This window comes from Filifactor sp., from assembly GCF_057248345.1.
In genome coordinates this window covers 1-26,388 of sequence record NZ_DBHIIC010000019.1, presented here as the reverse complement: position 1 = coordinate 26,388, position 26,388 = coordinate 1, and the positions used below count along the sequence as shown (strand labels likewise).

The 26,388-nt window shown below is 34.4% G+C and carries 23 protein-coding genes and 1 pseudogene; 16 read left to right on the top strand and 8 right to left on the bottom strand.

Features of this window, described 5'->3' with window-relative positions; genetic code table 11:
- The 6 genes and pseudogenes from ACO5GE_RS04965 to ACO5GE_RS04940 form a co-directional block, all read left to right on the top strand.
- Positions 1–1,330: pseudogene (locus ACO5GE_RS04965) on the top strand (DNA-directed RNA polymerase subunit beta'); the annotation flags it as partial.
- A 1,015-nt stretch (positions 1,331–2,345) separates the two neighbouring features.
- Positions 2,346–3,266, top strand: coding sequence for an ABC transporter permease (locus ACO5GE_RS04960; RefSeq protein ID WP_484829824.1), 921 nt, complete (start codon positions 2,346–2,348; stop codon positions 3,264–3,266).
- A gap of 17 nt (positions 3,267–3,283) precedes the next feature.
- Positions 3,284–4,222 (top strand): ABC transporter permease, encoded by a 939-nt coding sequence (locus tag ACO5GE_RS04955; protein WP_484829823.1) that lies wholly within the window; start codon positions 3,284–3,286, stop codon positions 4,220–4,222.
- Between the two features lie 15 nt (positions 4,223–4,237).
- Positions 4,238–5,257: an ABC transporter ATP-binding protein gene (locus ACO5GE_RS04950; protein ID WP_484829822.1), complete on the top strand. Its 1,020-nt coding sequence runs from the start codon at positions 4,238–4,240 to the stop codon at positions 5,255–5,257.
- Positions 5,250–6,242 (top strand): ABC transporter ATP-binding protein, encoded by a 993-nt coding sequence (locus ACO5GE_RS04945; RefSeq protein WP_484829821.1) that lies wholly within the window; start codon positions 5,250–5,252, stop codon positions 6,240–6,242. The genes ACO5GE_RS04950 and ACO5GE_RS04945 overlap by 8 nt, the downstream gene beginning before the upstream one ends.
- An 84-nt stretch (positions 6,243–6,326) precedes the next feature.
- Entirely contained in the window at positions 6,327–7,958 is a 1,632-nt protein-coding gene (locus tag ACO5GE_RS04940) for a peptide ABC transporter substrate-binding protein (protein WP_484829820.1), read from the top strand.
- Between the two features lie 731 nt (positions 7,959–8,689).
- Here ACO5GE_RS04940 and ACO5GE_RS04935 read toward each other — a convergent pair.
- Positions 8,690–9,064, bottom strand: a complete 375-nt coding sequence (locus ACO5GE_RS04935; protein ID WP_484829819.1) for a class II SORL domain-containing protein — start codon at positions 9,062–9,064, stop codon at positions 8,690–8,692.
- Between the two features lie 482 nt (positions 9,065–9,546).
- Here ACO5GE_RS04935 and pyrB point away from each other — a divergent pair, with 482 nt between their 5' ends.
- From pyrB to pyrE, 6 genes are read left to right on the top strand one after another with little or no spacing between them, the layout of a single operon-like run.
- Entirely contained in the window at positions 9,547–10,623 is a 1,077-nt protein-coding gene (gene pyrB / locus ACO5GE_RS04930; RefSeq protein ID WP_484829818.1) for an aspartate carbamoyltransferase, read from the top strand.
- Between the two features lie 21 nt (positions 10,624–10,644).
- The gene (locus ACO5GE_RS04925) at positions 10,645–11,805 is read left to right on the top strand and encodes an amidohydrolase family protein (protein ID WP_484829817.1); all 1,161 of its coding nucleotides are present in this window, start codon (positions 10,645–10,647) and stop codon (positions 11,803–11,805) included.
- Complete coding sequence (pyrF, locus tag ACO5GE_RS04920; RefSeq protein ID WP_484829816.1) at positions 11,786–12,640, top strand: orotidine-5'-phosphate decarboxylase; 855 nt, start codon at positions 11,786–11,788, stop codon at positions 12,638–12,640. The genes ACO5GE_RS04925 and pyrF overlap by 20 nt, the downstream gene beginning before the upstream one ends.
- On the top strand, positions 12,625–13,323 hold the full coding sequence (locus ACO5GE_RS04915; RefSeq protein WP_484829815.1) for a dihydroorotate dehydrogenase electron transfer subunit: 699 nt from the start codon (positions 12,625–12,627) through the stop codon (positions 13,321–13,323). Before pyrF ends, ACO5GE_RS04915 begins: the two co-directional genes overlap by 16 nt.
- Positions 13,314–14,231, top strand: coding sequence for a dihydroorotate dehydrogenase (locus ACO5GE_RS04910; protein ID WP_484829814.1), 918 nt, complete (start codon positions 13,314–13,316; stop codon positions 14,229–14,231). The genes ACO5GE_RS04915 and ACO5GE_RS04910 overlap by 10 nt, the downstream gene beginning before the upstream one ends.
- 8 nt (positions 14,232–14,239) lie before the next feature.
- The gene (gene pyrE, locus ACO5GE_RS04905; protein ID WP_484829813.1) at positions 14,240–14,809 is read left to right on the top strand and encodes an orotate phosphoribosyltransferase; all 570 of its coding nucleotides are present in this window, start codon (positions 14,240–14,242) and stop codon (positions 14,807–14,809) included.
- 110 nt (positions 14,810–14,919) lie between these two features.
- Here pyrE and abc-f read toward each other — a convergent pair whose 3' ends face one another.
- Together abc-f and ACO5GE_RS04895 are read right to left on the bottom strand one after the other, a co-directional pair.
- Positions 14,920–16,851 (bottom strand): ribosomal protection-like ABC-F family protein, encoded by a 1,932-nt coding sequence (gene abc-f / locus ACO5GE_RS04900; protein ID WP_484829812.1) that lies wholly within the window; start codon positions 16,849–16,851, stop codon positions 14,920–14,922.
- Between the two features lie 386 nt (positions 16,852–17,237).
- Positions 17,238–17,918 (bottom strand): YoaK family protein, encoded by a 681-nt coding sequence (locus ACO5GE_RS04895; RefSeq protein ID WP_484829811.1) that lies wholly within the window; start codon positions 17,916–17,918, stop codon positions 17,238–17,240.
- Positions 17,919–18,118: 200 nt separating this feature from the next.
- Here ACO5GE_RS04895 and ACO5GE_RS04890 point away from each other — a divergent pair, with 200 nt between their 5' ends.
- Positions 18,119–18,772, top strand: a complete 654-nt coding sequence (locus tag ACO5GE_RS04890) for a redox-sensing transcriptional repressor Rex (RefSeq protein WP_484829810.1) — start codon at positions 18,119–18,121, stop codon at positions 18,770–18,772.
- Positions 18,773–19,087: 315 nt separating this feature from the next.
- Here the strand turns inward: ACO5GE_RS04890 and ACO5GE_RS04885 are convergent, their stop codons facing one another.
- From ACO5GE_RS04885 to ACO5GE_RS04875, 3 genes are all read right to left on the bottom strand, one after another.
- A complete protein-coding gene (locus tag ACO5GE_RS04885) occupies positions 19,088–19,417 on the bottom strand; it encodes a hypothetical protein (RefSeq protein WP_484829809.1) in 330 nt (109 codons plus the stop codon).
- Positions 19,418–19,830: 413 nt separating this feature from the next.
- Positions 19,831–20,904 carry a hypothetical protein gene (locus ACO5GE_RS04880; protein ID WP_484829808.1) on the bottom strand — a complete coding sequence of 358 codons (1,074 nt, stop codon included), beginning with the start codon at positions 20,902–20,904 and terminating at the stop codon, positions 19,831–19,833.
- Between the two features lie 198 nt (positions 20,905–21,102).
- Positions 21,103–21,426, bottom strand: coding sequence for a DUF3784 domain-containing protein (locus tag ACO5GE_RS04875; RefSeq protein ID WP_484829807.1), 324 nt, complete (start codon positions 21,424–21,426; stop codon positions 21,103–21,105).
- Positions 21,427–21,737: 311 nt separating this feature from the next.
- Here ACO5GE_RS04875 and ACO5GE_RS04870 point away from each other — a divergent pair, with 311 nt between their 5' ends.
- Positions 21,738–22,382 carry a hypothetical protein gene (locus ACO5GE_RS04870; RefSeq protein ID WP_484829806.1) on the top strand — a complete coding sequence of 215 codons (645 nt, stop codon included), beginning with the start codon at positions 21,738–21,740 and terminating at the stop codon, positions 22,380–22,382.
- A gap of 439 nt (positions 22,383–22,821) precedes the next feature.
- Here ACO5GE_RS04870 and ACO5GE_RS04865 read toward each other — a convergent pair whose 3' ends face one another.
- Together ACO5GE_RS04865 and ACO5GE_RS04860 are read right to left on the bottom strand one after the other, a co-directional pair.
- A complete protein-coding gene (locus ACO5GE_RS04865) occupies positions 22,822–24,252 on the bottom strand; it encodes an aminoacyl-histidine dipeptidase (protein WP_484829805.1) in 1,431 nt (476 codons plus the stop codon).
- 511 nt (positions 24,253–24,763) lie between these two features.
- Positions 24,764–25,471, bottom strand: a complete 708-nt coding sequence (locus ACO5GE_RS04860; protein ID WP_484829804.1) for a sigma-70 RNA polymerase sigma factor region 4 domain-containing protein — start codon at positions 25,469–25,471, stop codon at positions 24,764–24,766.
- 413 nt (positions 25,472–25,884) lie between these two features.
- On the opposite strand from ACO5GE_RS04860, the gene ACO5GE_RS04855 reads away from it, so the two are divergent.
- Positions 25,885–26,103 carry a DUF1659 domain-containing protein gene (locus tag ACO5GE_RS04855; RefSeq protein ID WP_484829803.1) on the top strand — a complete coding sequence of 73 codons (219 nt, stop codon included), beginning with the start codon at positions 25,885–25,887 and terminating at the stop codon, positions 26,101–26,103.
- A gap of 36 nt (positions 26,104–26,139) precedes the next feature.
- Positions 26,140–26,364 carry a DUF2922 domain-containing protein gene (locus ACO5GE_RS04850; RefSeq protein WP_484829802.1) on the top strand — a complete coding sequence of 75 codons (225 nt, stop codon included), beginning with the start codon at positions 26,140–26,142 and terminating at the stop codon, positions 26,362–26,364.
- Positions 26,365–26,388 lie beyond the last annotated feature (24 nt).

Sequence of the window (26,388 nt, the reverse complement as noted above, 5' to 3'; positions counted from 1 at the left end):
CGTTGCCCAAGATGTTATCATTCGTGAAATTGATTGTGGAACAGAAGATGGAATCGAAGTAGCAGCATTTACTGATGGAAATGAGGTAATTGAAAAACTATACGATCGTATCGTAGGGCGTTATCCATGTGATGATATTTATGATCCAAAAACAGGTGAGTTACTTGTTTCTAAAGAGGATATGATTACAGAAAAAATTGCAACTGCAATTATTGATGCAGGAATCGAAAAGGTAAAACTTCGTTCTGTATTACAATGTAAATCAAAATACGGCGTTTGTGCAAAATGTTACGGTCGAAACCTTGCCAACGGTAAAATGGTAGGAGTGGGAGAATCTGTCGGTATCATTGCAGCGCAATCTATCGGAGAACCGGGAACACAGCTTACAATGCGTACTTTCCATACCGGTGGAGTTGCCGGAGGAGATATCACACAAGGTCTTCCTCGTGTTGAAGAATTATTTGAAGCGAGAAAACCAAAGGGACTTGCAATGATATCAGAAATTGCAGGAACCGTTCATTTCGAAGAAACAAACAAGAAAAAAGAAGTTGTAGTTCAAAGAGAACAGGAAGAGAAACGTTATACTATCCCTTACGGCTCCATTCTTCGTGTAAAAGAAGGACAACAGATTGAGGCTGGACAAGCTTTGATTCAAGGTTCCATCAATCCAAATGACATTTTGGAAGTAAACGGAGTAACAGGAGTAGAAAACTATATCGTCAAAGAAGTACAAAGAGTATACCGTCTTCAAGGGGTTGATATCAATGACAAGCACATTGAAATCATCGTACGCCAAATGTTGTCAAAAGTAAAAATTGAAGAGTCAGGAGATTCTCAATTCTTGCCGGGAACATTGGTAGATTATTCTGAAGTAATGAGAGAAACGGAAGCATTGAAAGAACAAGGAAAAACTCCTGCAACATTTAAACGAAACTTACTTGGAATTACAAAAGCATCTTTAGCAACTGACTCCTTCCTATCTGCAGCATCCTTCCAAGAAACAACAAGAGTTTTGACAGAAGCTGCTATCTTAGGAAAGAAAGACCGATTGATTGGATTGAAAGAAAATGTAATCATCGGAAAATTGATACCTGCCGGAACTGGAATGAAACGATATAAATCTTTAGTTGGTGGAGAAGCTACTTTAGATAATGCAAATATTGATGAATTTCAGGTTCAAAAAGAATATGAACTGGATGAACAAATAAAAGACGAATTTTTGACAGACAGAGATGATATTCTAATTGGTGAAACGACAGATGATATTCACGATGTCATTACAGATCTTGATGAAATTATGAAAGATGTCATGATGAAAACAGAGGAATAAAAAGTTAAAAAGAAGATTTCTTAGATTGATCTAAGGAATCTTCTTTTTTCTAAAGTAGTTAGTTTTGTAAAGAAATAATCGGCTTTATAAAACTAGCCCACTGAAATACAGATATCATTGCATCATGATAGCATTGGAAAGATTTGAATGATACAATGGTCTTTCATTGCATATTATTTCACTAGAACACAAAACAAGAATAAATATTGAATTGAACTCCAAAAAAGATTAGAATTATAGTGAAAAAAATAACGTGATATATCAAGAATAAAATATTAGAAAACTCAAACAGAAGCAGATTGGAAATACATGGTTTGGACTTCAAACGTTTGAGATTGATACGAATAAAAGAATAGAAGAGGAGCAAAATAGAATAACAAATAGAAACATTTTTCAAGAAAAAAAGTATTTGAGAAAGAGTATAAAAAATGAAAGTAAAATTGTATAGATTATTATTTGAGAATAAAAAGCAAAGAAAATTGTGATTTACAATTAACAATCTATACTTCTAACAACGAAAAAAATCTTTCATTGACAAACAAAAAATATTATTTAGACGAATTGAAAGAATCAAATGTAAGATACAACATCATTTTTAGAATAGAAGTTATAATTGAATTGTATTTGAATCAAAAAAATATTTCATTATTCATATTATAAAATGAGAATGAAATAAAAACGATTAAAAACACGATAAAATAGAGTGATTTTGTAATTTTCAAGAATAACAAAATATTATGAATTAAACAAAAAATCGTAAAGAAATATGAAATATTTGATTTTTCAATGGAAAAAAGATAGATTTTTTTTCAAACCTGTGGTAATATATAGAAAATCAAGATAGCAATCTTGAATCTTTGTAAAACTCGGTTGCTATCTTTCATTATTATCAGAATTGTCTAAAAAAACATTGAATTTAGAAAAAAATGAATATTGAGCAAAATGAACAATATTTGAACTTTGCGATTCATAATAGAGATTCTGATTCATTCAAAGGAAAGAGGGAGAAAATGTTATGGGAGGCTATGTTGTAAGAAGGGTTGTCTCAATGTTTATCACATTATTTTTTGTTATTACATTAACATTTGTGATGATGCATTCCATACCGGGCAATCCGTTTACGGGGGAAAAGAAACTACCACCTGCAATTGAAAAGGCACTATTGGAAAAGTACAATTTGGATAAGCCGTTGAGTCAGCAATATGTTGATTATGTATCCGGAGTAGCAAAGGGAGACTTTGGACCGTCAATGAAATACAATGGTCGTACAGTAAACGACATGATTGGCGACGGATTTCCTATCTCTGCTGAATTGGGAGGATTGGCAATTCTGCTTATCGTAATAGTTGGAATTCCGCTTGGAGTAATTGCAGCACTAAAACAGGGAACATGGATAGATAGGACAATGATTTTTTTCGCCATTGTGGGAGTTACGATACCGAGCTTCGTGTTAGCGACATTGCTGATCTATGTATTTGGTACAAGATTAAAAGTGTTGCCTACTTCCCGTTGGGTGAGTTGGAAAAGTAGAATTATGCCAACGATTGCGTTGGGAGTAAGTTCCATTGCGTATGTTGCACGTTTGACAAGATCTTCCATGTTGGAAGTAATCAACCAAGACTATATTCGTACAGCAAGAGCAAAAGGATTGACAGAAACAGTTGTAGTGTTTAAACATGCATTAAAAAATGCATTGATACCTGTTGTAACTTATTTAGGACCTTTGACAGCGGGGATTTTGACAGGTTCGTTCATTATTGAAAAGATATTTGCAGTACCCGGAATGGGACGTATGTTCGTAGAAAGTATCAGTAACCGTGACTATACAGTTATCATGGGAGTTACTATTTTTTACTCATTGATTTTGGTAGTATTTATTTTTATCGTAGACTTAGTTTACGGATTGATTGATCCAAGAATTAAAATTAACAAATAGGAAGGGGAGGTATTTGAATGGAATCAATGAATGAAATTGTGTTACAGACAGAAGATTTTGTCTTAGCGACACAAGAAGAAAAAGATGCAGAAAAAATTGTCCGTCCTTCCTTGACATATTGGCAGGATGTTTGGAGAAGATTGAAACAAAACAAATTAGCAGTTGTTTCTATGTTTTTCTTAATATTTTTGACAATCTTAGTTTTTATATTGCCATACGTTTATCCGTATGCATACGATGTTCAAGACTTGTCTAATACAAATCAGGGACCTTCCTTGCAACATATTTTCGGAACGGATGCACATGGACGTGATTTGTTTATTCGTGTAATGTATGGTACAAAAGTATCATTATTGGTTGGTATTGTAGCATCAGTTATCAACTTTACTATCGGAGTTAGTTATGGTGGAGTTGCAGGATATTTGGGTGGAAAGATAGATAATATCATGATGAGAATCGTTGATATTATGAGTACCATTCCTTTGACATTATATGTAATCTTGTTGATGGTTATGATGCCGGAAAACAAAGGAATGAAAAACATCTTAATTGCAATAGGAACCATCTATTGGATTGGTATGGCTCGTATCGTTAGAGGTCAAATCTTCTCTTTGAAAGAGCAAGAGTATGTTATGGCTGAGAGAGTATTAGGAGCATCCGGAAGCAGAATTTTGTTCAAGCATTTAATTCCAAATGCTTTAGGTCCAATTATCGTAAACCTTACAATGTCTATTCCAAGTGCAATCTTTACAGAAGCATTCCTTTCTTTTATCGGACTTGGAATATCTGCTCCAAGAGCATCTTTGGGAAGTTTGTGTAACGATGTATTAGATAAATTTGCTATCTATCCGCATTTGTTGTTATTTCCGGCGATGGCACTTTGTTTAATTATCTTGTCCTTTAACTTCTTAGGGGATGGTTTGAGAGATGCGTTAGATCCAAAAATGCGTAAGTAAGGGAGGAAATTAGAAATGGGAAACAAATTGTTAGAAGTAAAAGACTTATACACCTCCTTTTTTACACACGTTGGAGAGGTAAAAGCCATTCGTGGAGTCAGCTTTCACTTAGATAAGGGAGAGGCAATCGGAATCGTAGGAGAATCAGGTTCCGGAAAATCAGTAACTTCGTTATCTCTTATGAAATTGTTGGTATATCCTGGAAAAGTAGTTGGTGGAGAAATGATTTTCAAAGGAGAGCATTTAGAGAATAAGAATGAAAAAGAAATGCAAAAAATCCGTGGAAATGAAATCTCTATGATATTCCAAGATCCAATGACATCATTGAATCCGGTATTCACTATTGGTAACCAAATTAAAGAAGCGATTCGTACTCACCAAAAGTTGAGTGGGGAAGCACTGGAAAAAAAAGCAATAGAAATGCTACGTTTGGTAGGTATTCCATCTCCGGAAAGCAGATTGAAACAATATCCTCACGAATTTTCCGGTGGGATGAGACAAAGAGCGATGATAGCGATGGCACTTTCTTGTGAGCCTTCTCTATTGATTGCAGACGAACCTACAACAGCACTTGACGTTACTATCCAAGCGCAAATCCTAGAGTTGATGAAAGATTTGAAAACTCATTTGGAAACATCTATTATTTTGATTACTCATGACTTGGGGGTAGTTGCCGATGTATGTTCCAGAATTATCGTTATGTATGGTGGATTGATTATGGAAGAAGGAACAACAAACGAAATCTTCTATTCTCCACAACATCCATATACATTAGGGCTACTTCGCTCTATTCCGAAATTAGTAGATAAAGAGGACAAACAACGATTGATTCCGATTGAAGGAACACCTCCGGACTTGTTGAAACCGCCGGCAGGTTGTCCGTTTGCACCTCGTTGTGAACATGCGATGAAAGTGTGTATGCAAAAATTACCACCTTTTGTTCAAGTATCGGAAACACATAAGTCAGCTTGTTGGTTGCTTCACAAGGATGCACCTAAAGTTGAAGGATTTCAAAAGGGGGTAGCACATGTATAACGAAAATGCAGAAGTTTTATTAGAGATCAAAAACTTAAAAAAATATTTTGATGTATCCAGTGGTTTTTTGAAAAAAGATAAAAAATATGTGCAAGCAGTAGATGATGTATCCTTCCAAATTCGTAAAGGTGAAACCTTAGGGTTGGTTGGAGAGTCCGGATGTGGAAAATCTACCACCGGAAGAACCATCATTCGTTTGTACGAACCGACAGATGGAAGTATTATCTTCAAAGGGGAAGATATTACGAAGTTAAAACCATCTGAAATGAAGAAATATCGCAAAGCAATTCAAATGATTTTCCAAGATCCTTATGCATCCTTGAACTCAAGAATGACAGTTGGGGATATCATCAGAGAACCTCTAGATATTCACAACCTTGGAACACCGGAAACCAGACAAAAAATCGTAGAAGATTTGTTGGATGCAGTAGGTTTGAATCCGGATCACGCCGCTCGTTATCCTCATGAATTTTCAGGAGGACAAAGACAACGTATTGGTATTGCACGCGCATTGGCAGTTGAACCGGAATTTATCATCTGTGATGAACCGATTTCAGCTTTGGATGTTTCGATTCAAGCACAGGTTATCAATATGTTGGAAGATCTTCAAAGAGAAAGAGGACTGACCTATTTATTTATTGCGCATGACCTTTCCATGGTAAAACATATTTCTGACAGAATCGGTGTAATGTACCTTGGAAAAATTGTAGAATTAACATATGCTGATGAATTGTATAGCAATCCGAAACATCCATATACACAGGCTTTGTTGTCAGCGATTCCAATTCCTGATCCGGAAGTAGCTAAAAAGAATCAAAGAATCCTGTTAGAGGGAGATGTACCAAGTCCAATCAATCCACCTTCAGGATGTCGATTCAGAACAAGATGTCAGTATGCGATGGATATTTGTGCTACAGAAGAACCTGTCACAAAAGAACTATCACCTGGACATTATTGTGCATGTCATTTATACAATGACAAATAAAACAGTCATATATGGGTAAACTATTACCAATATATATATTATTTTAACTTTCAAATTTTAATGATAACTTTAGGAGGGAAAAAAATGAAGAAGAGATTATTGGCACTTACATTAGCAGCTGCAGTGGGAATTTCCCTATTTGCAGGTTGCGGTGGTTCAACAGATGGAGGAGACGGTGGATCTGCCGGCGGTGGAGTAATTACTCACAACTTAGCTTCTGAACCAAAAACAATTGACCCTGCATTAAATACAGCTGCAGACGGTCACCAAATAATTAGTACTGTATTTGAAGGACTTTGCCGTTTGGATGAACATGAACAAGCTATTCCTGGAATGGCTGAATCTTGGGAAATCAGTGAAGATAACTTGACATATACATTCCATTTAAGAGATGCTAAATGGTCTGACGGACAACCGGTAAAAGCTGGTGACTTCGTATATGCTTGGAAAAGAGTAGTTGATCCTGCAACTGCTGCTGAATATGCTTACCAATTGTACTACCTTAAAAACGGAGAAGCTATCAACAAAGGAGAAAAACCTGTTGATGAATTGGGCGTAAAAGCAATTGATGACAAAACATTGGAAGTTACATTAGAAAACATCACACCATACTTCCTACAATTAACAGAATTCCCTGTTTATATGCCAGTAAGAGAAGATATCGTATCTGCAGATCCTGAAGGATGGGCTTTGAATGTAGATACTTATATCGGAAATGGACCATTCAAAGTTTCAGAATGGAAACATGATGATGTTTTGAAAACTGTAAAAAGTGAAACTTACTATGATGCAGATAAAGTAAAATTAGACGGAGTTGACTATGTATTTATCGTTGAAGCTTCTACAGCAGTAGCTGCGTTCGAAGCAGGCGAAATTGACTTTATGTCAGCAGTTCCATCAGAAAAAATTACTGTTTTGAAAGAAGCAAATGATCCAAACTTTGAAATTGTACCTTACTTGGGAACATACTTCTATGTATTCAACATGGAAAAAGAACCAGTTAACAATCCAAAAGTAAGAAAAGCGTTAGCACTTGCAATTAACAGACAAGCTCTTGTTGACGAAGTAACAAAAGCAGGTCAAATTCCTGCAACTGGATTCGTTCCAAAAGGAGTTCCAATGTCTGACGGAAAAACTGATTTCCAAGAAGCTGCCGGAGATTATGGTATTGCAACAGATGATTCTAAAGTTGCAGAAGCAAAACAATTGTTGGCTGAAGCAGGATATCCTGACGGAAAAGGCTTCCCAACAATCGAAGTTCTTTATAACACAGGTGAAGGACACAAAGCGATTGCAGAAGCACTTCAAGCTATGTGGAAACAAAACCTTGGAATCAATGTAGAACTTCGTAACGAAGAGTGGAAAGTATTCCAAACATCTAGAAATGAAGGAAACTACACAATAGCTCGTCACGGATGGATTGGAGACTATGTAGATCCAATGACATTCTTGGATATGTGGATTAAAACTTCCGGAAACAATGATGCTAAATTCAATAACCCTAAATATGATGAGTTAATTTCAAAAGCAAAATCTACTCTTGGAAAAGAAAGAGATGATGCAATGTTAGAAGCTCAAGCAATTTTGATGGAAGAAATGCCAGTTATTCCTCTTTACTACTATACAAATGCTAACTTAAAGAGAACAACAATCAAAAATGCACCAAAATCTATTACAGGACCTGTAAACTATAAAGAAGCATATCTTGAAAAATAAGAACAACTTTTTGAGATAATTTGCTAAAAATCATTAGGAAACTAAAAGTTGAAAGTTAAAAATAAGAAAACAGAAACCTTAGATGCAAAACATTTCTTTTGTATCTAAGGTTTTTTGTATTACTGTAAGAAAAAAGAGAATAGAAGAAAACAGAAAGAATAAGAGGAAAAATAAATAGAGTGAAACGAAAATTGTTTTGCTAGGAGAATAACAGATAGGATAGAACAAAATAGAAAGAGTAAATTTGAATTTAAAAAATGAGTAAAATGAAATATATTAGATAATAAAATATTATTTCAATGGATAACTAAACTTGATTACTATAATTTCTAAAAATTAAAGACAGTATTTATTTTTTGATAATAAGAAAAAGCTATAAATGAAAAAAATTTAAGGAATCAATACAAAAATCAAGTAAAGTAGTATCATAAAATCGGGTGTAAATAAGGAAATAAAGTAGTTCATAAAATAAGAAATAAATGAAGAAAAACAGTTAAGAAAAAAATGAATTTGTTAAAAATAGAAGCATTTGAATTGTACTATCGAATAGCTGTCAAAAGGTAATGTCATTTTATTGTCCATAAAAATAGTGAATAAGAAGAGAAACAACAACTACGAATAGGAATAACGATTAAAAACAGGAATAACAATAAAGAAATGGAACATCTTTTAGAGCAGTATAAAAAAGGCATATAGAACAATCATCCTATATGCCCAATAAACAAATAATATTATTCAGCTGTAACTTCTTTCACATTTTCCCATAATCCGTGAAGATTGCAGTAGCTTAATGCAACTAATTTTCCGGAAGAAGGAAGTTTTACAGAGAATACTGCTTTTGGTTCAGAAAATAAATTTGCTTCTCCGTGAGAATCAAAATGAGCATCACCAAGTTCAACAACGTTTTTGCTGCCTTCTGCAACAAAGAATAGTTTGAACCAAGCGATATGATGTTCAACAGTATTTGGGTGAGAAATAGCATCTCCGATAGATAAAGTAATATCTGTAACTTCTCCAGCTTTAAATGTATCAGCACATGTAATTACCGGAACGTGTTTTTCACCTTTCCAATCACCAGTTTTTATAAAATCTTGTAAAATACTCATAATATCCCCCTTATAATAACTAATTTATTGTTAATTTATTTATCACTTTCTTGTTTCATTATACCCTAGGACGAGAAAATAAAACGAAAAACAATGAAATTTAAATGAAAATAGAGGAATTTTTGTTATAATGATGAGAATTCGCTATAAATAGAAATATAATGATAAGTTGTTGATTATGATAGAATAAAAAATTTGTGAACTATATTAGTTGGACATGGAGTTTTGACATATTATAGATTCTTTTTTAAAAATGTAATGTTTCAAAAAGAAATATTTTGTAATTTTAATTGTCAGACATAGACTGCTCAATACAGGTTTTATCATTTACAATTTAAGAAAAAGAAATTTCTTTTTTGATAATATTATTGACAAAAAAAGTGCAATAAAGTAATATTTATGTAAAATAAAATACAAAAAAGAACACAATTTATGTTTGCTCTTTTAATGTAGTACGAGAGACTATCAAGGAGGAATAAGTAATGAAACATTTAATCGGAATTAATGATTTTACAATTGAAGAATTAGCGGAATTGATTAAGGTAGGACAAGATATTTCTTTGCATCCCCAAAATTATTTGGATAAGATGAGAGGAAAAGTCATGGCTACCTTATTTTTTGAGCCTTCTACCAGAACAAAATTCAGTTTTGAAACAGCAATGCTTCGTTTGGGAGGACAAATTATCGGATTGTCAGAAGTTAAAAATTCTTCTGTAGCAAAAGGAGAATCTTTGAAAGACACTGTTCAAACAGTAGCTTGCTATACCGACTTGATTGTTATGAGACACCCGATGGAAGGAGCACCTCAACTTGTTACTGAAATTTTGGATGTTCCATTGATCAATGCAGGAGATGGAGGCCATCAACATCCGACACAAACATTGACTGACTTGCTAACTATCTATAAAGAAAAAGGTCGTTTGGATAATTTGAATATCGCATTGGTAGGAGATTTGAAATATGGTAGAACAGTTCACTCTCTTGTTGAAGCGATGACGAAATATGATAACAATACATTCTTTTTCGTATCACCAAAAGAGTTGGAAATGCCCGAATATGTGAAGAACGGTATCAAAGGCGGATGTTTCTTTGAGAGCACCAATTTGGAAGAAGTTCTACCGAAAGTGGATATTGTATATATGACAAGAATCCAAAAAGAAAGATTTGACAGTTTGGAAACATACGAACGATTGAAGAATGTATATATTCTAGATGAAGAAAAAATGACGTTGGCAAAAGAAGATGCTATTATTATGCATCCACTTCCAAGAGTAAATGAGATTACAGAAGGTGTGGACAAAGATAAGCGTGCGAAATACTTTGATCAAGCGAAAAATGGGATGTATATCAGAATGGCATTGATTATGAAACTGATTGAAGAAGCTGAAAAAGATTCTTCACGTCCAATCAAGCCGGAATATTCTACAATATACACAACTTGTCCAAATCCAAAATGTATCTCCAATCATGAGTATGTAGAGAGTGTGGAATTCCACGAAAAAACTGCAGAAGATCATGCATATAGTTGTGAATACTGTGATAGAGTAATTACAATCTAACATAAGAATGGAGGAACAATTATGTTATGGATTCAAAATGCAACAATTCCTGAATTGAATAGAGTAGATGATGTATTGGTTAAGGATGATAAAATTTTTAGGGTTGGAAAAGAATCTATTTTATCTTATGTGAAATCTACAAAAGAAAAAATTGACATGATTGAGGCAGAGGGGTTGTACCTTTTGCCTTCCTTTGTAGATAGCCATTTTCATCTTAGAAATCCGGGATTTGCTTATAAACAAACTTATCAAGAAGCAGATATTGCCTGTATGAAGGGTGGGTATACCGATGTGATTGCAATGGCAAACACCAAGCCGGTTGCAGATTGTCCTGAAATTGTACAGGAAGTGTTGAACAATAGCAAACCTCTTCATTTGGATGTATGCCAAGTAGGTTCTGTTACAAAAGGATTGCGTGGAGAAGAATTGGTAGACTTCAAAGAACTGATGACCTTGACTAATATTTTTTCTGACGATGGAAGAAATGTAGACAATGCCGAAGTGATGAAAAAAGCATTGGCAAAATCACAAGAATTAGGATTTTTGATTATGGATCACAGTGAACCGGAAACAGAGATGGTCATTCGAAACATTGAACTTGTGAAAGAGGTCGGCGGAAACTTACATTTTTGTCACATCAGTCGCAAGGCATCCGTAGAAGCGATTGTGAAAGCAAAAGAGATGGGTTTACATGTTACATTTGAAGTAACTCCACACCATTTGTTCAGTCATGGCTTGACCTACCGTGTCAATCCACCGATTGCAACAAAAGAGGACAGTGAGTATCTTGTAGAGGCAATCAAAAGAGGTTATGTAGACTATGTAGGAACAGACCACGCTCCGCATTCGGATGATGATAAGAAAAAAGGTGCACCGGGAATCATCAATATTGAAAATGCCTTTTCTATGATTCGAAAAGTATGTTTTGAACATAATATAGATTGGAACACAATGATACAGTTGATGTCTGTCCGTCCGGCAACATTGATTGACAAAAAAAGAGGAGTACAGGAAGGAAATATCGCTGATTTGATTCTTGTATCAGATAAAGAAACAATTCTTTCGAAAGAAGAATTGACAACACGAAGCAAAAATACACCTTATGACGGACAAGAAGTGCGAGGAATTGTCGAAAAAACGATTGTGAAAGGAGAAATTGCATATGATAATGAACGAGCTTAAAAAAAGAGCGATTGAAAAAAGTCCTCTTTGCGTTGGAATTGATTTGAGAGAAAATCAAATTCCTCTTGCCATTTCAAATGGAACATTTGAAGCAGAAGAGCACTTTTTTGCATATGCAAAAGCAATTGTAGATAACACCAAAGAGTATGCAGCTTGCTATAAAGTACAGATTGCCTGTTATGAGGCATACGGTTTGGCAGGACTTCGAGCTTATGCAAGGATTCTCAGCTATATTCGCAGTCAGGGAGAGATTGTGATAGCTGACATTAAAAGGGGAGATATTGGTTCTACTGCAGAAATGTATGCACAGGGACATTTTACGGGAGATTTTGAGGCGGATATTGTAACATTGAACGCATACATGGGTAAGGATGCTGTTTCTCCGTATTTTCCATACTTCAAACAAGGCAAAGGAGCTTTTATTTTAGGTAAAACATCCAATCCCGGTTCCAAAGACTTCCAAGATTTGAAATTGAATCAAACAGAGCAAACTCTTTCCCAAAATGTGTTGGACACCATTTATCAATGGGGAAAAGAATGTGATACAGGAAGTGAACTTCCTTGTATGGGAGCGGTTGTCGGAGTGAACAACATTGAAGACATCCATGCGATGAAACCATATACAGACAAGCTGTTTCTGCTTGTACCGGGATACGGAGCACAAGGTGCAAAAATTGAAGACATCCGAACTTTGATTGCAGACAGACAAAATGGAGTAGTGAATGTATCCAGAGGAATGACTGCAGGAATGGTAGAAGAAAGAGAGTTCGAACGGGAATTAAGAAGAAGAGCACAACAATTTGCAAAGGAGCTTTTGCAGTGTATCAACAAGTAGAAATATTAGAAAACAGAGAAGTAACAAGAGATTTGTATTATCTGAAACTGAAAGGATGTTACGAAATCAAAGCAGGACAGTTTTTTATGTTGAAAAAAGAGCAATCGAATATGACATTATTTCGTCCTATCAGTGTCTTCGATGTTGATGAGGAAGGAATCCACTTTTTATATCTAGTGAAAGGAAGCGGTACAAAGGTATTGAGTCAGTCAAAAGTCGGTGAGAGGCTTTCGATTCATGGGCCTTATGGAAACGGCTTTCCAATCTTAGATACGAAAACATGTTTGATTGGTGGGGGAATCGGAATGGCACCATTGTATCTGTGTGCAAAACACAATCCCGATTCCAAACTATATATCGGCTTAAGAGAAGACCTATATACAGAGAAAGAAATCCAAAATATACAGTCGCTTTTTGAAGGTGTGAATGTTCACTTCAAAATCGGAGGAACCATCTTGGATGATGTCTCATGGAAAGAATGGGAAACCGTTTTGACCTGTGGACCGTCAAAGATGATGGAGGCAGTTTCGAAACATCATGACGATACCTATGTTTCCTTAGAAAGACACATGGGATGTGGAATCGGAGCTTGTTTGTCCTGTTCTTGCAAAACAATGCTAGGTATGAAAAAAGTATGCAAAGACGGACCTGTATTCCATCAAGGGGAGGTTGTGTGGGAATGATGCAACAGATGATATGGGGCAAAATATTTAAAAATCCAATGATAGCAGCATCGGGAACATTTGGATTCGGAAGTGAATTCAATGAATTCTATGATATTTCCAAACTTGGAGGGATTTCAACAAAAGGATTGACTTTGGAACCAAGAGATGGAAATTCCGGCATTCGTATCGTTGAGACGCCTTCAGGAATTATGAACTCTATTGGATTACAAAATCCGGGAGTGAAAGATTATATCTTACATGAGAGCCATTTTTTGAGAGAAAAAGACACCGTCATTTTGGCAAATGTGGGAGGCTCTACATTGGAAAGTTACTTGGAAGCCATAGAATTGCTGGAAGAACATAATAAGAGTCATAGAGTGATGGATTTAATCGAACTGAATATCTCCTGTCCAAACGTGAAAGCTGGGGGAATGGCGTTTGGAATGAACGCCTGTGATGCAGAATATATTACAAAAGAGGCAAAAAAAATTACTTCAACTCCACTTATTGTTAAACTCTCTCCAAATGCTCATCATTTGGTAGAAGTTGCACAAGCAGTGGAATCTGCCGGAGCAGACGGATTAAGTTTGGTCAATACATTCAATGCATTGGAAATTGATATTCATAAAAGAAAATCAGTTTTTGACAATGTGACAGCCGGACTATCCGGACCTGCAATTCGTCCGATTGCTCTTCGTATGGTGAGAGAAGTGAGTAAAGCAGTTTCCATTCCGGTTATCGGAATGGGTGGTGTAGAAAGTTGGGAAGATGTGATTAAGTTTATAATGGTAGGAGCACATCTAGTTCAGTTCGGAACAACATCTTTTATCAATCCGATGTCCGGATTGCAATTAGTAGAAGGTATAGAACGTTATATGAAAGAGAATCATATCCATAGTTTTGATGAAATTAGAGGAATTATTTAACTAAGAAAATGGGGGAGAGTATTATGTTAGAAATCTTAAAAGAGACGGGTGCATTATTGGAGGGACATTTCTTGTTGACATCCGGAAAACACTCCAAAGAATATGTACAATGTGCCAAAATTCTTCGTTATCCCGATAAAGCGGCACAAGTATTAAAACCGGTTGCAGAACAATTAAGAGATTTGAAACCTGATTTATTGGTAGGCCCGGCAATGGGTGGAATTATCGTAGCTTATGAATTGGGAAGACAGCTTGGAATAGAGGCAATCTTTACAGAGCGTGTGGACGGAAAAATGGAACTTCGAAGAGGGTTTGAAATTCCAAAAGGTGCTCGTATCGTTATCTGTGAAGATGTTGTTACTACTGCAAAATCTTCCTTGGAAGTAAAAGACCTGTTGGAAGAAATGGGTGGAGAGGTTATAGGCCTGGCATCAATTATTGACCGTACTGCAGGAAATGTAGATGTCGATATTATCAGTGCCATTCAATTACACATTGATACCTTTGATCAAGAAGAATGTCCGTTGTGTAAAGAAGGGTTGCCTTATGTAAAGCCGGGAAGCAGAAAAATAAAATAGAATAACAGCATAACAGAATAGATAAGATAATCTGAAATGATGGTTTAAAAAAGTAGTACATTACACGATAAGGTGTAAGATACTACTTTTTGTGTTTTTAAAATTCTATGCTATTCATCCAACTCTTCTAACATTTCATGAAGTTCTTCCCACTCTAACATTGTCTGTTCCAAAGAGGAAGAGGCATCCTCTTTTTCTTTTTGGACTCTCATTGCCTCAGGCGGATTGGAATAGACTTCTTCTTTACACAGTTCCAAGTCAAGTTGTTCTATTTTTTCTTCCAGTTCCATAATCGTTTCTTCTAAAGTTTGAATTTGTTTTTTGAGTTGGCGAAGTTCTTTCTCTTTTTCTTTTGACTTTTTCTTCTGTTGCTTTTGTTGTGTTTTGTTTACAGACTGTTCTTGTAACATTTCAAGAGTTTCTTTTTGCTCAGTAATCTTTTCCAAATAATATTCGTAATTACCGAGATATTCTTCTACTCCGTTTGGTGTCAGAACTAAAATTCTGTCAGCAACCTTATTCAAAAAGTATCGGTCGTGTGAGATAAAGAACAATGTGCCTTCATAAGCAATCAACGCATCCTCTAAAACCTCTTTGGATGAGATGTCCAAATGGTTTGTCGGTTCATCCAAAAATAAGAAGTTGGAGCTGGATAACATCAGTTTCAAAAGTGAAATACGAGATTTTTCGCCTCCACTTAGAGTGGAAATCAGTTTAAAGACATCATCACCGTAAAATAAAAATGCTGCCAACATATTACGAATTTGTGTTTCTTTCAGATTGGGATATGCTTGCCAAACCTCATCCAAAATAGTGTTGGAATCATTTAAATCTTCCCTTGTTTGATCAAAGTAACAAGGTTTGACATTGGTTCCAAAAGAAATGGAACCGTCATCGGAAGATATTTTTTCCAATAGAATTTGGAAAAGTGTCGTTTTGCCACAACCGTTCGGACCGATAAGAGCAACTTTCTCTCCACGAAAAATATCAAAGGAAACATTTTGAAATAGATGGCGTTGCCCAAATGATTTTGCTAGATGTTTTGCATGGAGAACCTCATATCCGCTTTGTACAGAGGGAGAAAATTGAATTTGTGCCTGTTTTTCCATCGTTTGAGGTCTTTCTGTCTTCTCCATTTTGTCCAATAGTTTTTCACGACTTCTTGCTCTTTTGACTTGTTTTTCACGTCCAAATGCTCTGAGCTGACGGATGATTTCTTTTTGTCGTTTGATTTCAGATTGATTTTCTTTGTAATTTTTTTCTGCAAGTTCTTCTTCAACTGCTTTCTTAATTAAATAATCACTGTAGTTTCCACTATAGTCAAACAATCGCTTGTTACGAATTTCAAGTGTTCTTGTAACAAGTTGATCCAAAAAATACCGATCATGTGAAATTAGAATCACATTACCCTTATATTGTTTCAAATAAGTTTCTAACCATTGAATACTATCCATGTCCAGATGGTTTGTCGGTTCGTCAAGCAATAAGATATTCGTTTTTTTCAATAGAAGTTTGGATAGCAGAAGACGAGTCATCTCTCCACCTGACAGTAGCTTGACGGATTTGTTCATTTCATCTTCCGTAAAACCTAATCCGATTAAAATTCCCTTTGCTTCTGAATGATAGGCATAGCCATTCATTTGAGAGAATTGTTCCGTTTTTTTTGCATAGAGAGTCATCACTTTTTGAAGTTCCTCTTCCTGATTGGATAGTCGTGCGATTTCATGTTCTAAAAACTGAATCTCTTTTTCCAGCTCCATGACATCGTGAAATACATCCAGCACTTCTTCATATAATGTGTGGTTGGAATCAACACGAACATTTTGTTCGAGGTATCCGATAGAAGTTTCTTTGGATATATAGATGTCGCCTGAATCAGGATGTAATTCTTTCGCAATCAACTTAAATAGAGTGGATTTTCCGGCACCGTTCATTCCAACAAGGCCTATTTTTTCATATTCATTTACGGAAAATGTGATATTTTCTATAATTTGTTCTACACCGTATGATTTTGATATATTGTTTAAAGCTAATGTAATCATAAAAATTCTTCCTTTAATATAGTAGATGTATCATGTGAGATAGACCGTTTTTTCAAATGATTGGGATAAAAATATACTGTATCACAATAAGAGTGTTTTTACACCAAAATATAACTTTAAAATGCAGTCGTTCCATTGGATGGATTGATAAATTTTAGACTTTCTTTTTGGATTTGTTCCAATCACAGATTTACAAATGAATACATCAAAGCGGGCTCAGTAAATCGATGATCTTCTTTATTGTAGCATAAATTTGAGAGATAGACTATTGTGAAATATCTGTTCTATAGTCTAAGAGATTGGATGTTACGGAACAAAAAGGAACAAAAAAAGGAGAATCGTTTTAGATCTCCCTTGTATCATGCAATAGATTTCATTGTTTTTGATTAGAATAACTGTTTGGTTTCTACAGTTTCATAGAACATCATAATGAATGCAACGAATAAAAATAGAATTGCAAACCAAATAGAATGTAGATGGAACTGCTCTCCAATGATGGTGCCAAGTGATGCACCGACTAGAAAGACAAAGATAATGAAAAAGTAGTGAAAACTATCTCTCTTTGTGTTTTGATCTTTTGTAATGTGATATTCGCAGAGAAGTGTTGTAGCAGAACGCAAGTTTCCGATACACATGGTGGTTGCATAAGCATTTCCATGGAATTTAGAAAATGCTACTACTTGCATGGCACAAACAAATGATAGCATAATATTTGCTAAAATATTAAGTTGCTCCGGCAAAAAACCAACAACAACCATAAGCAACATCTCAAGTAACAACACATGTTGCCTCCAATGGAATCTAACAAATTTTCGGTTGGATAATTTCATTCTCTGTGAAATATAGGCACCGAGAGTAAATGCGATTAGAGGACAGAGATAACGAAACATCATGGTAATATTTCTTTCTGCAATACTTTGTCCCAATAGGACAATATTTCCCGTTTGAGCATTTGCAAAAACTTTTCCACGACATAGGTAGGAATAAGCATCTTGAAATCCTCCGGAAAGAGTTAAAAAAATTCCAATTCTCAATGTTTCGGAAGTTTGACTTGTGATTGTTTTCAATAAAATCCCTCATTTCAAAATCTAAATAGACTAATCTATCGTTATCAGTATACAATAGAATACATTTTTCTAAAAGGGAACGAAAATGAAAATATAAGAAAAAAGAATTGAAATTTTTTGAAATAGATGTATATTGATTTTTAAAGTATGTTATAATAACAAAAACAGACAATTTCACAGATAGGAAGGGTAACTACTTTATGAATGATAAGAAGAAGATTTCAATGGCGGTGATTCGAAGGCTGCCAAAGTACCACAGATATTTGCAAGAGTTGTTGGATGAAGGTGTGATGAGAATTTCGTCTAAGGAATTAAGTAAAATTATCGGGTTTACCGCTTCTCAAATCAGACAGGATTTGAATAATTTTGGTGGATTCGGTCAACAGGGATACGGATATAATGTTCAAGAATTATTTTTGGGAATTCAAGATATTTTGGCATTGAAACAAAATTATAAGACTGTTATTATCGGCGCCGGAAATATGGGACAAGCTTTGGCGAACTATCCTTGGAATCATAGTTCAGGGTTTGAAATACAAGCATTATTTGACATCAATCCTAAATTAGTAGGGTTGACCATTCATGGAATGGACATTTATGATATCGAAACTTTGCCGATATACATTCAAGAAAATCAAATCAAAGTAGCGTTTATTTGTACACCGAAAGAAAGAGCACAGGAAATCGCAGATATTTTGTCCAAGACCAGCATTCAGGGAATTTGGAACTTTTCTCCGATTGATTTGGACGGATTGGATGATATTGTAGTAGAAAATGTTCATTTAAGTGACAGTTTGTTTGTATTATCCTATCTTTTGAACGAAGAGACAGATGAATGTTCTCAAAGAGAATAGTCTTTGGTAGAAATAAGGAAATTTCTTATTGATAATCGTCTTAGAATGGATAGCTTATCTCAGAATGGACATATGATACCAAAATTAACAGATACACATAATTTAGTAATCTATAAAAACTATACTTAAAAATAAAACGCTTTTTTCCCAATTTTGTTGGGAGAGAGCGTTTTTTGTTTGAGTTATAATGAAGTAAAGAGATGGAAGAACTAGTTGTCATAAAATGGTGAAATAGCATTTTTTATTGATAATCATATTGCTTGTTTCATTTTTAGGTTGAAAAGGAAGAAGAATGAAAATGCTATTATATTTCCATTAGATTGGAATATCAGGAATCTCAATTAATGCGAAAAAAGTGAATAATAAAGAAATAACAAGAAGTATAATTGTAGAAATAATAATAGTAATCACAAACAATATTTTTAGTCTTTTCTTTATGTCTATCACATTACAATACTCTTTAGTCCTTGTCTTGTTTAATTTAAAAATAATAGCACGAATCATTATAGAGAGTGATAGAAAAATATACGCAATACAGTTGGTGATTAGTCCGTAATGTGAAAATCTTTCTAATTCTTCAAGTGTTGTTGTTGGAATGATATGAATCATATTCAAATTTTGCAAAATGACAAATAACATTAACATTAAACTTACTACAAAAAAATATTAGTAAAAAATTTAACTTTTTCATAATACTCTCCATAAATGTTTTCACTTTATCTCAATACATGATACTAATTTTGTGCTTTATATCGCATTTTTATCTGTTGCTTTGTTAGTTGTGAGAATGTTCTTTTTTCCTATAAGACTACTAACACTTTCAAGCTGTTCAACTGATTTTTGTATCTCAATAATGCAAGAAGATAGAGTGTCTTTTTTTCACCAAAGTATCTATTCCAATTTGTATTTGGATATATGGAAGGTATCACTTCAAATTATAGTTCAGATATTGCTTGGTATATTCAAACCAATCTCTGTGAGATATTTGTTGTAGAAACTGTTTGGTGATTTTCAAATTTCCTTTTGTTTTTTACATAAGAAAAGAAGTTATGATATAGTTACAGTCTATTCAAAGTGTCATCCGTTATTCTAATCACTCTTCGAAAAAAGTCATACCCTCCATTGACAGTATCACCGATTTCTTCTTTGCTATCTTGAAAATATGGTGAAATGGGGAAGTACCCCCAAACGATACCCAATCCACTACAGATATTTCGACCTCCATCCCCACCTTTATAGGAAAACAGTCCGTTATCAGATACAATTTCTCTACAATAGGGATCGTATGCGATATGGAGTCCAAAAAAATTCTCTTTTTCTAAAGGGTAGTCTCCATCAGATTCCATCCACCCAATATGCCTTAGGTTCATCGAAAAATCCATATTGTTGCCCCAAGGAAAAATACTTCTACAACCCTTGCCGGCTAAGTACTCCCACTCTCTTTTTGTAGGAAGTGAATAACTACTATCATTGATTTCTTGGAAAAGGTCTTGGAATGTAGTTTCTTTGTAACGTTTACCATCCCAATTTCCATTTTCTTGATAGAAACAAACAGTCTTGTAAACTGTGATTTCATCAATTCCATCCTTTTTAGCTTTTGCAATCATTTGTTGAAACTCTATATTTTGTTTCAATTCATCTTGTGGTATCTTTGTCCAACAAGTTTCACTGTAATTTCGTTGTACTAGTAGAGGATGTATGATACAATTTTTCTCTTTACTAAAATTGTGATTCAAATAATCTTCTATTTGAAATAAAACATCTTGATTAGAAAGTGATTCTTTTATCTTCTCTGCAATCATATCTTCATTACAGACTTCATCTTCGTAGCCATCTAAAAAGACATAGGCAAGTTCTTCTAAATTTTCCTGATTAAAGATTTCATGCAATTTCTTATTTTGAAAATCAATCCCAAGTTTGACAGTATCTCCCGGAACAAATACAAACTCGATATTGTCTTTGGAACGATAGACTGCCGTATAGGTTGCTTTTTCAAAAGCTGAAAACTCCTCAAAATAGAGTAATTCTAAATGATAATTTTCTGCAATCTTAGTTAAGAGTTTCTTTTTATCATCAATCGAAAGCAACTCATATTGAGGATGATATAATTTTTCTATCGGAATACTCTTCATTCAAGATTCTCCTTTTTACTAAGTTTTTTGTTAGATTTCTAGTTTATGCCCATTATTCTCATCATAACGGATAGTGAAAGTACGGAAAAGATATTGCAATCATCGTAATTGTTTCTGTTCTATTATAATATCACATCATAGACATTTTTCAATTTCTTCCTGTTTGTTTTCAAAAACTGTCATTTTTTTCAGGGTGGTTTATTTTTTGGTATCTCGCTCTATTTTTATAGATGAGATGACTGCATAGATTAGAGTAGCGATTAGTAAAGGAATTTTAATAAGTAGTATTTTTTTATTTTGAAAAATAATAGAGAGACCTGTTACGAGAAATACTGAACTGAGCATATAAAACACAATTGCTGATTGTCTGTAATATTTTTTTCTGTCTAAATTTTTTCGTTCCTCTTTGGATGCAAAAATGAAGGAGTTATTCAACAGAATGCCCTTTTCCATGAACTGACAAAGACTGATACAAGCAAAAATTCCCGCTAAGATAAAAGAAATTATTTTCTCAACTGCCATGTGTTTCACCTCCAGCTTTATTCAGGTCTTATGTTTTACTTATTTGTATGATACCATTGTCAATAAATTTTTTCTACTTTCTGATTTATTGACTTTTTTATGAATATCTATTAGTATGAAATTGTTGTGAATCAAGTTGATTTAGAGCGATATATAACCGTAAAAAGATTGGACACAAAACATTCAGAACCAAACACAAACACTTTGTTAAGGGATTGATGTATCGGTAGAGTGATATATTGTTGAAGTGTGAAAGAGGGAAGAAAGTTTCGTCAATGTATGACGGTGAAATTTAAAGGAGGAAGATAACAATGAAAAGAACAATAACGATAGTAATTGTAGGACTTGTATTAGTATTACTCATAGGAGCTGTTTTGTTAGGGACATCACAATTTTACAAAGCACCTACATCCAACGTAACATCAGAGGATACACAAAAGTTGGAAGTATTAGAGCAGGTTTATCACAAAGCTCCGGATTTTAATCATATCGCAATCGGTGCTTATGAAGATGGTTTTTCTGAGGGGGATTTGCTTCGAGATGGTTATGTTCCTTATGAAGAAAATTACAAACAAGAGGATATTCATTCTTTGCATGGAAGTGCTCATGGAGTATCAGTACATGTTCATATGAAGCAAATGGATACTGCATTAGCAGCAAATGAAAAAATGATAGAAGAATTTAAAAATACAGCAAGTGAAAAAAATTATACTGATGTTCAATTTGGAGAAACGATTACTGCAGACAATGATACGATTGTAATTAAACCGTTATCTTATTTGAATGAAAAGAAACAGCCAATCAGTGCCTTTTTGTATACAGATATTCGTGATGGCGGAAAAGCATATCTTTGTGCACAAATTGATATCAACTCGGCTGAATTTGATAATCAAACAGAAGAATTGTTAAATGAATTGGATGTTGTATTCGGTTTTAATGTTTCTAAGTCATTTTAGGGAACACAACAACTAGGATATCATTTCAATCCGGTGTAGAAAAAAAGAAAAAAATAAGAAAGTGAAAGAGGCTTTCAGATTCCTTTCGGTATTCTGAAAGCCTCTTTATTTGTATGGAAGTGATTTATTAAAAATAGGTTTATTTCTCTGATTTTGGTTTACCTTATTGGAAGGTAATAGAAAGAGGTTCTTCCTATCGCTTAAAGTGTTTGTAGTGACATTCCATCCATCATACGAACGTATCATGAAACGATAACAGAAATGCTCTGATGAGTGATTCTTGTCATTGTTTTGTTCCTACATTTTTTACTATTTGATGATTTTATAGGAATTTGAAAGCATGGATAACCATAAAAGTCAGTAATTAAGTTTTGTCATGATAGTATGATGACTGCAAAAACGTTATTTATAGGTTGCTTTTTAAGAATGATTTGAAACCCTATAGTCGTATCATTTCTTTTAGAAGAAGTACCAAGTAGTCATACACACGATCTGCTGAATCTAACTCCATATACTCTTTTGGGGAGTGCACGTGGTGAAGATTCGGACCAAATGAAATAATATCGACACTTGGATATTTTTTTGCAAAGAAACCACATTCTAATCCGGCGTGAATAGCAGAAATTTCAGCTTTTTGTCCATATTGTTCCTGATAGATGTTAAGTGCCAACTCACGAAGTGGAGAATTCGGCTGATACTCCCATCCTGGATATCCGTTGTGAACGATACCATCCATTTGACATAATTTGGCAAGCAGAAGATTTTTTTCTCCAATCCAATCTGCAAGTGATTTTACAGAGCTTCGAATAGAGATAACAAACGAAACAGCATCTTCTATTGTACGAACGATACCTAGGTTTTGAGAGCTTTCGACCAAATTTTTGATTTCTTGACTCATGGTTTGCACGCCGTTAGGAACCATTGACAAGAAAGAGATAACAGAATGTTTGTTACTTTCTGTAAATGCTGATTCTATCAAGTCGATTTTTTGAATTGAAAGAGAGAGAGAATCAACGGGAGCAAGCTCCTGTAGTAATGATTGTTCTATGTTTTGTAAAAAGTATGACAAACGAGACAGATTTGTTTCTTCTATATTGATAACTGCTTTGGAATCACGTGGAATTGCATTTGGTTTAGAACCTCCTTCAATCGAGATAAGATCAAAAGGGATGATTTTATCCAGCTGATACAGTACACGGCCGATGATTTTGTTTGCATTTCCAAATCCTGATGCAATATTCATTCCGGAGTGTCCTCCATGAAGGTTGGATACAGAAAGTTCTACAGTGCAATTTTTTTGTGAAACCATGCGAGAACCTTCTAATCTTCCTTGAAAATCAGAACCGCCAGCAGACGAAACATAGAATATTCCTTCTTCTTCAGAATCAAGATTCAAAAGATATTTTCCTTGCAACGTGTTTTCTTGCAAGTTATCTGCACCGAACATAGTTGTTTCTTCCTGTGTTGTAAAGATTGCCTCAAGATGAGGATGAGAAATCGAGTTATCAGAAAGGACTGCCATTGCATAAGCAACAGCAATTCCGTTATCTGCACCGAGTGTAGTATTATTGGCATGCACAATAGAACCCTCTTCAATCAGCTCAATTCCATCAGTATCGAAATTATGTGTGGAATACGGTGTTTTTTCACACACCATATCCATATGTCCTTGTAAGATGACTCCTGAAAGGTGCTCATATCCTTTGCTTGCCGGCTTTTGAATCACAATATTTCCGGATACATCCTCACGAAAGGCATGTAATCCATATTCTTTGGCAAAATTGAGCAAAAATTGTTGTATTTTTTCTTCTTTTCCCGACTCACGAGGAATCAAAGATAATTCCTTAAAATAATCATAATATGTCTTCATCATAAACCTCCTGTCAATCTGTTTGAATAGAGTTATTATACCATAGATTCAGAGATTCCAAAGTTGTTTTTCAGACTGTTTCAGTTCCAAAACTTGGTATAGAAAATGTTGGATATTGTGTTGGAATCAGTTTTTCGTTCATTGTAACGGAAAAAATAGGTAACTTTGTTGATGTACTGTGACTCCATCATAGTTTCAGTAGTCGAAGAAAACGTCTTTTTTGTTGGAAACTAAATTGAAATCATAGAAAAGAATGGTGGAAGAAAACAATCAAATTGAAATAAGGAGAAACAGAAATAAGGAGAAACAGAAATAAGGAGAAACAGAAATAAGGAGAAACAGAAATAAGAAGAAACGAAATTAAGAAAATACGGAATAAAGAGTGGTAGAGAAAATGTAGGAGATGGATTATTGAGTTCTTAGTTTCATACAAAAAAAGCGTAGCAGTAAAGAAACTTGCTACGCTACAAATTGTAATATCAATTTTTTTGAAGATGTTTTTTGAAAAACGCTATTTAAGACAAGAAACAGATTGTAATTGATAACGAAGTTTTTTGAGTGCAGAGGATTTCAGTTTTTTTGCATAAGGATATGAGATATGCATTCCGTAACAAAGTGTTTTCAATGTTTTCTTTTTCAAAATATGTTCTGTAACAATTTTGTACTCCTTCTCATTCAAAATAGAAAGAATGTTTTTCCAGTCATATTCATAGTGATGGGTATCCTCTGCAACCAATGCTGATTCCAAAGTATCTTGTTCAATGGACTGCAATCGTTCCTGCTCTTTTCTCATCTTTCGATTCAATGAAAAATAGTAACAGGCAATCATTCGATTGAGATATCCGAGTACGGGAACTTCCGTACGGGAAGAATCATATTCGTGTAGTAACTCAATCATTCGAGCATATCCGTTTTGAATCAAATCTTCAGTCGTATATCCAAAATAATAAGAACATCGTGCAAAAAGCATCGGTGTCAATGCAGTCAAAATATTTGTTAATAATTCCTTTTGTTCCTGCTTTTTCTTTTGATTTTCGGTATCCTGGGAACGTTCTATTGCTTGATACTGAACAATCCACTCAGTTACCTGTTTTGTATCGTTCATTCTACCTACTCCTTCCATATAATCTCTTATATCAAAGTATTCTGTTATCCGATAGAACCGAATGTTCCATTTCAACCATTCATTACAGCGAAGTGCGAAAGTAATTGACTTCATCCAAGACACACCGATTTCAAGAAAGAAGTAAGATTCAATCCAATTCGTAGCAATTGAGCTGATACTTTTGATTGATCTTAATATGTAATGAGATGATATTAGAAAAAGAACATTTGTTCTTTCTATTATAGTATATGCATCTAAAAAAGGAAAGAGATACAAAAAACAAAAAAGAGAAGAAATTTATGCTGGGATAAAAAAATACCAACATAATAAATTGTGAATAGAATTTTGAAATAGTCTTACCTAAAAAAAGAGTATTAAGGATGAATGTAGTAGTGGAACTGACAATATGGATACAGAAAAGAATTTGAAGTTGGATGAAAGAAACAGTAATTTTTGATGAGGAAAATAAAAAAGTATCCTTTTCACCAATGAATTGCATATATAGGGGTGAAAGGAGGCGAACGAGCATGGTTAAAGTAGTGAATCAAACAAGCGCTGTTCGTATGGTATACGAACTCCCGGGAACTACTCCCGGAAAAACAGTCCGTAAAAGCAAAACATTTGCAAATATCAAAACAACTTTGACTGATGATGTTATTCTTACATTTGGACAAAAAGTATTGAAATTGCAAGCTTATTCCGGAAAAATTCAAAAACAGGATGCGAAAGAAGTAACAAATGAGTAATGTGTGCATCTACATTGGAAAAAGGAGGTGAAAAATATGACAGAAGTATTATCACTGGAATTTAAAAAAGATAATGGAAAAAAATTCACAATGGCAGTACCATACGCGAAAAAGCCGGTAGAACAAGCAGATGTCAAAGCATTGGCACAACATATTTTGGCACAGGAAGTATTCGTATTTACTGACGGGTCCAAATTAGTTAGCTTAGAGAAGGTGGTTCTTGTTACCAAGAATGAAGAAGAAGTGGAAGTATCCATGTAATTTTGGCAAGGGCGAAGATCGGAA

What these genes read in the sequence shown, in the direction of transcription:
- ACO5GE_RS04855 (WP_484829803.1), top strand. Translation starts at nt 25,885, where the DNA reads ATGGTTAAAGTAGTGAATCAAACAAGCGCTGTTCGTATGGTATACGAA.
- ACO5GE_RS04870 (WP_484829806.1), top strand. Translation starts at nt 21,738, where the DNA reads ATGAAAAGAACAATAACGATAGTAATTGTAGGACTTGTATTAGTATTA.
- abc-f (WP_484829812.1), bottom strand. Translation starts at nt 16,851, where the DNA reads ATGATTACATTAGCTTTAAACAATATATCAAAATCATACGGTGTAGAA.
- ACO5GE_RS04940 (WP_484829820.1), top strand. Translation starts at nt 6,327, where the DNA reads ATGAAGAAGAGATTATTGGCACTTACATTAGCAGCTGCAGTGGGAATT.
- ACO5GE_RS04950 (WP_484829822.1), top strand. Translation starts at nt 4,238, where the DNA reads ATGGGAAACAAATTGTTAGAAGTAAAAGACTTATACACCTCCTTTTTT.
- ACO5GE_RS04960 (WP_484829824.1), top strand. Translation starts at nt 2,346, where the DNA reads ATGGGAGGCTATGTTGTAAGAAGGGTTGTCTCAATGTTTATCACATTA.
- ACO5GE_RS04880 (WP_484829808.1), bottom strand. Translation starts at nt 20,904, where the DNA reads ATGAAGAGTATTCCGATAGAAAAATTATATCATCCTCAATATGAGTTG.
- ACO5GE_RS04890 (WP_484829810.1), top strand. Translation starts at nt 18,119, where the DNA reads ATGAATGATAAGAAGAAGATTTCAATGGCGGTGATTCGAAGGCTGCCA.
- ACO5GE_RS04875 (WP_484829807.1), bottom strand. Translation starts at nt 21,426, where the DNA reads ATGGCAGTTGAGAAAATAATTTCTTTTATCTTAGCGGGAATTTTTGCT.
- ACO5GE_RS04860 (WP_484829804.1), bottom strand. Translation starts at nt 25,471, where the DNA reads ATGAAGTCAATTACTTTCGCACTTCGCTGTAATGAATGGTTGAAATGG.
- ACO5GE_RS04885 (WP_484829809.1), bottom strand. Translation starts at nt 19,417, where the DNA reads ATGTTAATGTTATTTGTCATTTTGCAAAATTTGAATATGATTCATATC.
- ACO5GE_RS04925 (WP_484829817.1), top strand. Translation starts at nt 10,645, where the DNA reads ATGTTATGGATTCAAAATGCAACAATTCCTGAATTGAATAGAGTAGAT.
- ACO5GE_RS04865 (WP_484829805.1), bottom strand. Translation starts at nt 24,252, where the DNA reads ATGAAGACATATTATGATTATTTTAAGGAATTATCTTTGATTCCTCGT.
- pyrF (WP_484829816.1), top strand. Translation starts at nt 11,786, where the DNA reads ATGATAATGAACGAGCTTAAAAAAAGAGCGATTGAAAAAAGTCCTCTT.
- ACO5GE_RS04850 (WP_484829802.1), top strand. Translation starts at nt 26,140, where the DNA reads ATGACAGAAGTATTATCACTGGAATTTAAAAAAGATAATGGAAAAAAA.
- pyrB (WP_484829818.1), top strand. Translation starts at nt 9,547, where the DNA reads ATGAAACATTTAATCGGAATTAATGATTTTACAATTGAAGAATTAGCG.
- ACO5GE_RS04955 (WP_484829823.1), top strand. Translation starts at nt 3,284, where the DNA reads ATGGAATCAATGAATGAAATTGTGTTACAGACAGAAGATTTTGTCTTA.
- ACO5GE_RS04935 (WP_484829819.1), bottom strand. Translation starts at nt 9,064, where the DNA reads ATGAGTATTTTACAAGATTTTATAAAAACTGGTGATTGGAAAGGTGAA.
- ACO5GE_RS04945 (WP_484829821.1), top strand. Translation starts at nt 5,250, where the DNA reads ATGTATAACGAAAATGCAGAAGTTTTATTAGAGATCAAAAACTTAAAA.
- pyrE (WP_484829813.1), top strand. Translation starts at nt 14,240, where the DNA reads ATGGGGGAGAGTATTATGTTAGAAATCTTAAAAGAGACGGGTGCATTA.